This is a genomic window from Weizmannia agrestimuris (genome assembly GCF_943193165.1).
In the GTDB taxonomy this organism is placed as follows: Bacteria; Bacillota; Bacilli; order Bacillales; family Bacillaceae_C; genus Weizmannia; species Weizmannia faecalis.
The window spans coordinates 19,908-29,894 of sequence record NZ_CALPDC010000036.1; the positions used below are offsets into that span (position 1 = coordinate 19,908).

At 48.8% G+C, this 9,987-nt stretch carries 11 protein-coding genes; 9 read left to right on the plus strand and 2 right to left on the minus strand.

Annotated features, from left to right (window positions below):
• Window positions 1–10: 10 nt before the first annotated feature.
• The 7 genes from NFR98_RS12280 (at window position 11) to NFR98_RS12310 (ending at window position 5,885) form a co-directional block, all read left to right on the plus strand.
• Window positions 11–535, plus strand: coding sequence for an RDD family protein (locus tag NFR98_RS12280; protein ID WP_026683656.1), 525 nt, complete (start codon window positions 11–13; stop codon window positions 533–535).
• A gap of 36 nt (window positions 536–571) precedes the next feature.
• On the plus strand, window positions 572–1,261 hold the full coding sequence (locus NFR98_RS12285; RefSeq protein WP_251460211.1) for a DUF2953 domain-containing protein: 690 nt from the start codon (window positions 572–574) through the stop codon (window positions 1,259–1,261).
• A gap of 35 nt (window positions 1,262–1,296) precedes the next feature.
• Window positions 1,297–1,761, plus strand: a complete 465-nt coding sequence (ytfJ, locus tag NFR98_RS12290) for a GerW family sporulation protein (protein WP_014097731.1) — start codon at window positions 1,297–1,299, stop codon at window positions 1,759–1,761.
• A 121-nt stretch (window positions 1,762–1,882) separates the two neighbouring features.
• Window positions 1,883–2,386: a thiol peroxidase gene (gene tpx, locus NFR98_RS12295; RefSeq protein WP_014097732.1), complete on the plus strand. Its 504-nt coding sequence runs from the start codon at window positions 1,883–1,885 to the stop codon at window positions 2,384–2,386.
• 109 nt (window positions 2,387–2,495) lie between these two features.
• Complete coding sequence (locus tag NFR98_RS12300) at window positions 2,496–3,497, plus strand: class I SAM-dependent methyltransferase (protein ID WP_014097733.1); 1,002 nt, start codon at window positions 2,496–2,498, stop codon at window positions 3,495–3,497.
• Window positions 3,498–3,706: 209 nt separating this feature from the next.
• Window positions 3,707–4,897 carry an acetate kinase gene (locus NFR98_RS12305; RefSeq protein WP_014097734.1) on the plus strand — a complete coding sequence of 397 codons (1,191 nt, stop codon included), beginning with the start codon at window positions 3,707–3,709 and terminating at the stop codon, window positions 4,895–4,897.
• 157 nt (window positions 4,898–5,054) lie between these two features.
• Window positions 5,055–5,885 (plus strand): EcsC family protein, encoded by an 831-nt coding sequence (locus tag NFR98_RS12310; protein WP_251460212.1) that lies wholly within the window; start codon window positions 5,055–5,057, stop codon window positions 5,883–5,885.
• Window positions 5,886–5,915: 30 nt separating this feature from the next.
• Here the strand turns inward: NFR98_RS12310 and NFR98_RS12315 are convergent, their stop codons facing one another.
• Entirely contained in the window at window positions 5,916–6,380 is a 465-nt protein-coding gene (locus NFR98_RS12315; protein WP_013859933.1) for a universal stress protein, read from the minus strand.
• Window positions 6,381–6,686: 306 nt separating this feature from the next.
• Here NFR98_RS12315 and ald point away from each other — a divergent pair, with 306 nt between their 5' ends.
• Window positions 6,687–7,802: an alanine dehydrogenase gene (ald, locus tag NFR98_RS12320; RefSeq protein ID WP_251460213.1), complete on the plus strand. Its 1,116-nt coding sequence runs from the start codon at window positions 6,687–6,689 to the stop codon at window positions 7,800–7,802.
• A 79-nt stretch (window positions 7,803–7,881) separates the two neighbouring features.
• Here the strand turns inward: ald and NFR98_RS12325 are convergent, their stop codons facing one another.
• Window positions 7,882–8,976: a M24 family metallopeptidase gene (locus NFR98_RS12325; RefSeq protein ID WP_017551274.1), complete on the minus strand. Its 1,095-nt coding sequence runs from the start codon at window positions 8,974–8,976 to the stop codon at window positions 7,882–7,884.
• Window positions 8,977–9,126: 150 nt separating this feature from the next.
• On the opposite strand from NFR98_RS12325, the gene NFR98_RS12330 reads away from it, so the two are divergent.
• Window positions 9,127–9,810, plus strand: coding sequence for a metal-dependent hydrolase (locus NFR98_RS12330; RefSeq protein WP_014097738.1), 684 nt, complete (start codon window positions 9,127–9,129; stop codon window positions 9,808–9,810).
• Window positions 9,811–9,987 lie beyond the last annotated feature (177 nt).

A 9,987-nucleotide genomic window follows, 5' to 3' on the forward strand; every position in this document is an offset into this window, starting at 1 on the left:
GGGAGCTTGAATGAATTCAAACGAAAACCAAATGCCTGAAACGGTGAATCCCGGGACGGAACAAAAACGCGAGGAGTTATTCGGGGCCCGTTATGCCGGGTTCTGGATGCGGTTTTGGGCCTATTTGCTTGATCTGCTTGTTGTAGTAAGTGTGAAGTGGCTGGTTATCCATCCCATTTTCCGGTTTTCCGGCTTGTCTCTCACAGAAGATAAAATTTATGCACCGATTACGGTGGCATCGGCCGTTGTATTTTACGGGTACTTTGTCCTGATGACGAAATTTTTCGGCCAGACGCTTGGAAAAATGGTATTTGGCCTCAGGGTTGTGCCGGTGAACCATCCCGGTCCGCTGAAATGGAGCACCGTTTTATTCCGGGAATGGATCGTCCGTTATGTTTGTGTCACCATTTCGGCCATCTATATTATCGTTGCATTTACGCCGAAAAAACAAGGGGTGCACGATTTGTTTGCCGATACGGTCGTCATTCATGAACGTTCCCAGGAACCGGTCTATCCTTATTATGAACCTGCTTAAAGGCAGGTTTATTTTTTTGCCCTGTTGGCGATAATGATGGCAAAAAGGCTGATGATGGAAATGATATGGTGGCTGTCCGCGTTTTTCGGCATTGCCGCAATCGCTGCGATTCTTTGGTTCTCTTCCCTGTCCGTCTTTATTGAATACGGGCACCGCCGGGATGATGATAAAATTTTTATCCAAATCAGGGTTTGGGGCATCATCCGCTATACCGTGAAAATCCCGGCAGTGAAAGTGGACCGAAAAAAACCCGGTGTCGTATATGAAAAAGAGACAAAGCATACAGAGCATGAAAGGAACATTACGCCGGATGTGCTCGAACAGCGGATTGAAGATGTGAAACAAATTGCGGAGCGCGTCATCGGTTTAAAGGCGATTGTAGGCAAGTTCATCCGCAGTGTCCAGTTGAGAAAATTCGAATGGCATACAGCAATCGGGCTGCATGACGCCGCGTGGACGGGAATTGCCGCCGGAAGTATTTGGGCGGTAAAAGGGGGAATACTAAGCCTCATAACCACAAATCTGCGGGTAAAAACGGATCCTGTCCTCTCTGTTACACCCTTTTTCCAAAATCCGGTTTCTGAAACGCAGTTAAAATGTATGGTGAAAATCCAGATTGGGAAAGCTATACTGGCCGCATTTAAAGTGTTGAAATACTGGCGGGGAGGAAAAGCGGAAATCGCGCTTAAACCGGTTTCCGAATCAGAAAACGGCCGGCATGCTTAAATCCCGGCAGAAACGAATGACAGGAGGAAACAACAATGGGTTCACATCCGATTGAAGGCCTGATGACGGCCGCAATGGAAAATTTAAAAGAAATGATTGACGTAAATACGATTATCGGGGATCCGGTGGAAACGCCGGATGGAAGCGTCATTTTAACCGTATCCAAAGTCGGTTTTGGGTTTGCGGCAGGCGGAAGCCAATTTAACGGGCCATCCGGATCCGGCGGCAGCGGTGAATCCCGTCCGGCAGAGCTGCCTTTCGGGGGCGGCAGCGGCGGCGGTGTCTCGATTATGCCGATTGCCTTTTTGGTTGTTGGCGCACAAGGCGTGAAAATGCTGCACCTGGACCAAAACACACATTTGATTGAAAAAATTATGGATGTCGCGCCGGGCGTTGTCGAAAAAATCCAGGGCATGCTGAAACAAAACGGCCAAAATGCAGGCGGCCAAAATGGCGGGCAACAGCCGGCCAACCAGCAAAAACAGGATCTTGATTTTTAACAACCCGCATGATTCGCGGGTTTTAAATTGGAAATTTTTTTCGTTGTCCATTATGATAGGGTATGAGCACAGTTGAAAAACGGGGGATTGAAAGCCCCGGTAAAAATAAGGAGGGTATCTCATGGCTTCGGTTACATTTAAAGGAAATCCAGTCACATTGGAAGGGACAGAAGTGAAAGTCGGCGATAAGGCACCGGACTTTACGGTTCTGGATAATGATTTGAATGAGGTGACATTTTCGGATACAAAAGGCGGCGTCCGCATCTTCAGCGTTGTTCCGTCGATTGATACCGGTGTTTGTGATGCACAGACGCGCCGTTTTAACGAAGAAGCGGCAAAACTCGGGAAAGAAGTCAACGTTTATACTTTTTCCTGTGACCTGCCTTTTGCGCAAAAAAGATGGTGTGCGGCGTCCGGGCTTGACCATGTAAAAGTGTTGTCCGACCACCGCGACTTGTCTTTCGGCAAAGCTTACGGGGTTGTGATGAAAGAACTTCGCCTGCTTGCCCGTGCCGTATTTGTCGTAGATTCCAATGATACGGTTACATATGTGGAATATGTAAGCGAAGGCACCAACCATCCTGACTACGAAAAAGCATTGCAAGCTGCAAAAGATGCAGAGTAAAACAGGTATTCGCGTCAAGAAAAGCGAAGAGCACTTGCTATACTGCGATAAAATCCCCGATCTCCATCGGGGATTTTATATGGAAGAAGAATACGAAGGAGGAGCATGAATGTCGGACTCTCCTGTTGAAACCCTTTTTAACGTTTTAAACGAATCCGCACACATTTTGGAAAACCGCCTCTCTGTTCCGTACCTGGAAGCTGTGGCGATGACCGGGGAAAACTTATTCAGCGGAAGCATCCGCCAAAATGGGATCGGTGCGCATGATGAAAACCGCCTTGAAAACCTATACGGAACGGTCCGCCTCGAGGATTTTACCCGCGAGCAGATCCGGAAAGCCTACCAGCTCGCCATTCTGAAGGGGATGAAAGCAAACGTCCAGGCAAACCATCAAATGACACCGGATTCGATCGGTCTATTGATGAGCTATTTTATCGGCAAGTTTACAGAAGATACCAGTGCGTTTTCAATTTTGGACCCTGCGGTGGGCACCGGCAATTTGCTTGCGACCATTTTGAACCAGCTCAGTGGGAAAAACATCACCGCTTACGGCGTGGATATCGATGATGTGCTGATCCGGCTCGCATACACGGGGGCAAACCTTCTGCACCATGAAATCGAACTGTTTACGCAGGATGCCCTGTCCCAATTGTTCATTGACCCTGTCGATGTTGTTGTTTGCGATTTGCCAGTCGGGTACTATCCGAATGATGCGGGCGCCGCGGATTACAAGCTGAAGGCAGATGAAGGGCATTCGTACGCCCATCATTTGTTTATCGAGCAGAGCCTGAGAGCGGCGCGCCCGGGCGGATTTTTGTTTTTTCTCATCCCAAACGGATTATTTGAAACAAAAGAAGCTCCGAAACTTCGCCAGTTTTTAAAAGAAGAAGCGGATATCCAGGCGATTTTGCAATTGCCGATGACCATCTTCAAAAACGAACAGGCTGCCAAAAGCATTTTTGTCATCCGCAAGAAAGCGGAAGGCGTAAAAGCACCGGAACAAGTGCTGCTGGCGTCGCTCCCGTCCCTGTCTAACGAGGGGGCGCTAAGGCAGCTGATGGCAAAGATTGACGCCTGGTGCAAAGAAAATATCCAAAGCGGCAAAATTTGACGAATTGGGAAAAATGGGGGCTGGAAAGCAGGAAATTGCGTTCCGGCCCCCATTTGTTTGTTTTTTTATGGTATCATTTTATATGTTCCCGGGAGACGGAACCAAAAACCGGTTGAAAAAAGTCGGATAGAATGGCAAAATGAGAAAATGAGATCACTATTTTAAAAAAATAAAAGGGTTCATTTGATTTTGCGAAGGGAAGACGAGCAATGGCAAAAATTATGGCAATTAATGCGGGGAGCTCCTCCTTAAAATTTCAATTATTTGAGATGCCGAATGAAAGCGTTATAACGAAAGGCCTGATTGAACGGATCGGGTTAAACGATGCCTTGTTTTCCATTACGGTAAACGGGGACAGGGTGAAGGAAATTACCGATATTCCGAACCATGAAATTGCTGTACAGTTTTTATTAAAAAAATTAACGGAAACCGGCATTATCCGGTCTTTGGATGAAATAGAAGGCGTGGGCCACCGGGTTGTGCACGGCGGCGAAATTTTCAATGATTCTGCTGTCGTCAATGACCAGGTGCTCGCGCAAATTGAAGATTTGGCGGAACTCGCGCCGCTTCATAACCGGGCGAACGCAACGGGGATCCGGGCGTTCCGTGCCGTGCTGCCGGATGTGGTTCAAGTGGCCGTGTTTGATACCGCTTTCCACCAAACGATGCCGGAAAGTGCTTTCTTATACAGCCTCCCCTATGCATACTACGAAAAATACCGGATCCGCAAATACGGGTTTCATGGCACTTCCCATAAATATGTGGCGATGCGTGCCGCTGAGCTGCTCGGCAGGCCAATTGAACAGCTGCGCCTGATTTCATGCCATTTGGGCAACGGGGCAAGCATTGCGGCGATCCAGGGCGGCCGGTCAATCGATACGTCCATGGGCTTTACGCCATTGGCCGGCGTGACGATGGGCACGCGCTCCGGCAATATCGACCCCGCACTGATCCCGTTTATTATGGAGAAGACAGGCAAAACGGCAGAAGAAGTGCTCGAAGTGTTAAACAAAGAATCCGGGCTTCTCGGCATTTCGGGCGTTTCCAGCGATTTGCGCGATATCCAGGTAGCGGCGGAACTCGAGCGGAACAAGCGGGCTGAACTGGCGCTTGACATTTTTGCAAGCCGCATCCATAAATACATCGGGTCGTATGCGGCGAAAATGGCCGGCGTCGATGCGATTATTTTCACGGCTGGCATCGGGGAAAACAGCGATGCCATCCGCGCAAGAATTTTAACGGGACTGGAATTTATGGGCATTTACTGGGACCCGACTTTGAACCAGATCCGCGGGACGGAAGCGTTTATCAATTATCCGCATTCCCCTGTAAAAGTACTCGTTATCCCGACAAACGAAGAGCTGATGATCGCACGCGATGTTGTCCGGCTCTCTTCATGACCGCGGAATCTTAACGGCTGGCGCCGACAGTTTGCTTTCCTGCTGCCCGTGTCCGAATAAATTGTTTCAGGGTCACTTTGGCATGGCATAAACGAACAGCCGTCCATGAACTTTATGATATAATGGCTGTAAAACAGCGTTAGGGAGCGGATTGAAAATGGCGGAATGGACAGGCAGGGAAAAAATTGTACTGGATGAAATCAACGACTGGGCGGAGAAGCTAAAAACGGCCGGAAAAGAAGGGGACTGGCGCAAGCAAAAACTGGATGCGCTCTTTGCCCATTTTCCGGATGAGGCGCTCGAAAATATTCATGAAAAAATAGATGCTGTTTTGTTTCAAATCTGTTCATTTGCCGATGAAAATCTGCCTTACGGGCATGAAATCGAAAAAATACTTGCTGCGGGGCGGCTTTTTGACAGTTCTGTTGCAACGATTCCCGATATGAGGAAGCTTACCATCGACCAGGCAGGGTTTATTGCGGCGCGGCAGCAGGCAAAATACCGCCGTTTCTCACTCTTCGAAGGAGCATTGAGCGGGACGGGGAAAGCTGTTTTTGCCGCGGCGGATCCGTTTTTCCTGCTGGCTGTGAATCTCCGGGCGGTCCAGCTCACCGGTGCAGCTTACGGATTTGAAACAAAAACGCCCGGCGAACTCGTGGCGGCGCTGAAAATGGTGCTGATGGCCGCTGCCCCGGACATGGTGAAATATGCGCTCTGGGAAGAATTGATGGATGAACTGGAAGCGCGCGAGACCGGTTTCTATGTGGGAAACGATAAGTTATTCCACCGGTATTTGTGGCCGGGGGCAATCGGGCATGCCGGCAAACTCGCTTTTCTGGCGCTGCTCCGGCCGAAAAAGCGGGGAGAAAACAGCTGGGCCGGGATGGCCATCGGGGCTCTTACAAACTACTATTTTTCTAAAAGGGTTTGTGAAATTGCGGAGAAATATTATCAATACCGGTTTTTAACAGAAAAAAGCGGCCGTTAAAAAACCAGCCCGTAAAAGGCTGGTTTTTGCTTAATTTTCCCCTTTGCCTTCTTCTTCCTTAGGCGTTCTCACGACAAGCACATCGCAGGGGGAAGTGCGGACAATATGTTCGGAAACGCTTCCGATCAGGAGCCTTTCCACCGCGTTTAAACCGGTTGCGCCGCACACAATTAAATCCGCATGCACTTTCGGCGCGACATTTTTTGTGATTTGAAGTTTTGGAGAGCCGAGCTGGATGATCGTCTGGACTTTGATCCCTTTTTCTGCGGCGCGGTCTTTATAATTGCTTAACAGTTCATCCCCAAATTTTTCGTTTTGCTCATAGAGCGTTGAATCAATCGGGGTCAAAGTGGCGAGTGCTCGGTTATCGACCACATGGACAACCGATAATTCGGCCCCATTCCGTTTGGCGATTTCAACCGCTTTCGTAAAAGCCCAGTCGGCTTCTTTGGAGCCATCTACCGCTACTAAAATATTCCGGTATTGTGTGCCCATCTTCTTTCATCTCCTTTATAAACTGCCTGCCTTTCATGTCTATTTTACTAGAATTTTCCGGGTTTGTGTGCGAAAAATGAAAAAACCTGGCGATCTATTTTTTAATCAAAAAGGGCGGAAGCCAGGAAAAATAAAAACGCTATCCCGTTCCCGGGCGCGAATAAGAAATTTGCAAAAAAAGCATAGGAAAAAGAGGGAATTTTTGCTACACTAAAGATGTTTAAGAAAGTTTTCAACCGTTTGATATGTTTTCTTACAATAATAAGAAAACGGATTGCAAAACACGAACAAGAGGAGGAACTTTCTATGCGAATTGGCGTACCAAAAGAAATTAAAAACAATGAAAGCCGTGTGGCCATGACCCCGGCCGGCGTTGTGACCCTGACCAAAGCGGGGCATGAAGTTTTTATTGAAAAGAATGCGGGCCTTGCATCGGGGTTTAGTGATGAAGAATATGTAAAAGCCGGTGCCCGGATCGTTGAGACCGCTCGTGAGGCGTGGTCTTTTGAAATGGTTATGAAAGTGAAGGAGCCGATCGAAAGCGAGTACCGCTATTTCCGTGAAGGCATGATTTTATTTACATATTTGCATCTTGCTGCAGCACCAAAGCTTACGGAAGAACTGCTGAAAAAGAAAGTGACCGGCATTGCTTATGAAACCGTGCAGCTTGCCAACCGTTCGCTGCCGCTTCTGACGCCGATGAGCGAGGTGGCGGGCAGAATGGCGCCGCAGATTGGCGCACAGTTTCTTGAAAAAAATAACGGTGGAAAAGGGATCCTGCTTTCCGGCGTACCGGGCGTCAAAAGAGGCAAGATTACGATTATCGGCGGCGGGGTTGCCGGAACGAATGCGGCAAAAGTCGCGATCGGCCTTGGGGCGGATGTGACCGTTGTCGAATTGAATCCGGATCGCTTGCGCCAGCTTGATGACATTTTCGGCAGCAAAATTACAACCTTGATGTCGAATCCATACAATATTGCGGAAGCAGTGCGTGATGCGGACCTTGTCATCGGATCCGTTCTGATCCCGGGTGCAAAAGCGCCAAAACTGGTAACGGAAGAGATGATCAAAGCGATGCAGCCGGGCTCTGTTGTCGTGGATATTGCGATTGACCAGGGTGGCAGTTTTGAAACGACAGACCGTGCCACGACACATGATGATCCGGTTTATATCAAGCATGATGTCGTCCATTATGCAGTCGCAAATATTCCGGGCGCGGTTGCCCGCACATCGACGATTGCCCTTACCAATGTGACGGTGCCGTACGCGGTGCAAATTGCCAATAAGGGGTATGAGAAAGCGGTTTTGGAAAATGAAGCGCTGTTAAAAGGGGTCAATACGCTGTCAGGACATGTGACATATCAAGCGGTGGCCGATTCACTCGGGCTCTCCTATACAGGTGTGAAAACGCTTTTAAAATAAGTTTTGAAAAGCCGGCTGCAAGAATTGCCGGAACAAAAAAAGAAGCACAAGCAGCATGAAAGCCGCTTGTGCTTCTTTTTTAAACATATTGCAAGGCTTTCGGGTACTTTGTCAGCACTTCGGCACCCGTTTTTGTAATGCAGACGTCATCTTCAATCCGGACGCCGGCAACCCCTGGCACGTATATCCCCGGTTCGATCGTGAAGACCATCCCTTCTTCAAGCACCAGCTCATTCGTATGGGTGACAGAAGGATATTCGTGGATGCTGATCCCGAGGCCGTGGCCGAGCCGGTGTGTAAAATATTCGCCGTATCCCGCGTCTTCAATGATGCGGCGTGCAATCAAGTCGAGCTCTTTTGCCTTTACCCCCGGTTTTGCTGCCGCAACGGCCGCTTCTTCCGCTTTTAATACCGTTTCGTAAATCCGGGTTTGCTCTTCGTTAAGCCCCCCGAATGCGACCGTCCTTGTAATATCGGAACAGTAGCCTTGATGCACAACGCCAAGGTCAAATAGGACAAAATTCCCTTTTTCGATCTTGTCAAGGCCGGGGACGCCGTGCGGGGAAGCCGCCTTCGCACCTGAGAGGACGGTGGTGGCGAAGCTCATTTCTGAAATCCCTTTTTCTTTCATTGCAAATTCAATGGCTGCCACGATTTCAAGTTCGGTTTTCCCTTCTTTAATTTCGCGGATGCCCGTTTCAACGGCCAGGTCGGCAAAAGCAGCCGCTTCCCTTAAAATCTTCCGTTCATGCTCATCTTTAATAAGGCGCATCATGCGCAGTTTTTCTTCAGCAGCGGTAAAGCGGGCGCCGCCAAACCGTTCTTTCAGCGCTTCGAACCGTTCCACGTTCAAATGCTCTTTTTCAATCGCTAACGTATGGACATCACCGATTCGCCCGCGTATTTCTTCCGCAACCAAATCCCACGCGTTATCCGTATCCTGGATGCCGAGAATGTCATATTCCCAGCCGGCTTTTTTCGCGTCATACGCCTCCATTGCCGGGCAGACGAGAAACGGCTCTTTTTCCTGGAATACGCAAATGCCGAGCAGCCTTTCGTGTGGGTCGCTGCGGTAACCGCTCAAATAAAAGACATTGTCGGGCGATGTAATAAAAGCGGCATCGGTCTTTTCCGCTTTCAGCCACGCCGCCACACTTGCTAAACGCTTATTCATTCCATTCATCTCCTTATCAGACGTTACTAGCATAGCAAAAAACAAGTTAAGATGCTACAGGTGAAGCGCGAGGCAGGATTACGGGACAAAGAAATAATATAATGAAAGTGGCCCAAAGCCGTACAAATTTTTAAAAGGAGTGATATGTTGATGAAAGTTTCTTTTCACGGCCATTCGATTGTAAAAGTGGAAACGGAGGGCAAAACGATACTCTTTGATCCATTTATTACCGGCAACAGCCAGACAGACCTGAAAGTGGAGGAAGAAAGCCCGGATGTGATTATTCTCACACATGGGCACGGCGATCATATCGGGGATACAGAAACGCTTGCCCGCAAAAAGAATGCGCTTATTATTGCCAATAATGAAATCGCAAATTACTTTGCCTGGAAAGGGTTGAATACGCATCCGCTCCATATCGGTGGCTCGTACCAGTTTGATTTCGGGAAAGTGAAGCTTACCCAGGCGTTCCACGGCTCGGCGGTTGTGGATGACGAAAAGAAAGAAATCGTTTACCTCGGGATGCCGACGGGCGTTTTGCTGATGGCGGAAGGGAAAACGATCTACCACGCCGGTGATACCGGGCTGTTCTCGGATATGAAATTAATCGGCGAACGCCATCCGATTGATCTTGCATTTCTTCCGATCGGCGACAACTTCACGATGGGACCGGAAGACGCAGCAGTGGCGGCAACATTTTTGCAGGCGAAAACGGTCGTGCCGATCCATTACAATACGTTCCCGCTCATTCAGCAGGATCCGCAGAAATTTATCGATTTGCTCGACGGCGTAAACGGTAAAATTATGAAAGCCGGAGATGCGATCGAATTGTAATAGACGCGCAAGATTGGTAAATACAGGGGTTCGCTTGCAGCCGGCATGTGCTGAAAAAGTGCCGGCCGCACTTCCCCTTTTCCATGATGGAAAGATAAAGGGTATGTGTAAAATTTTACTCGAAGGGGCAAATGAGTGGAAAAAAATGGGAAGACGCTCTATCATCTAATTGTACAC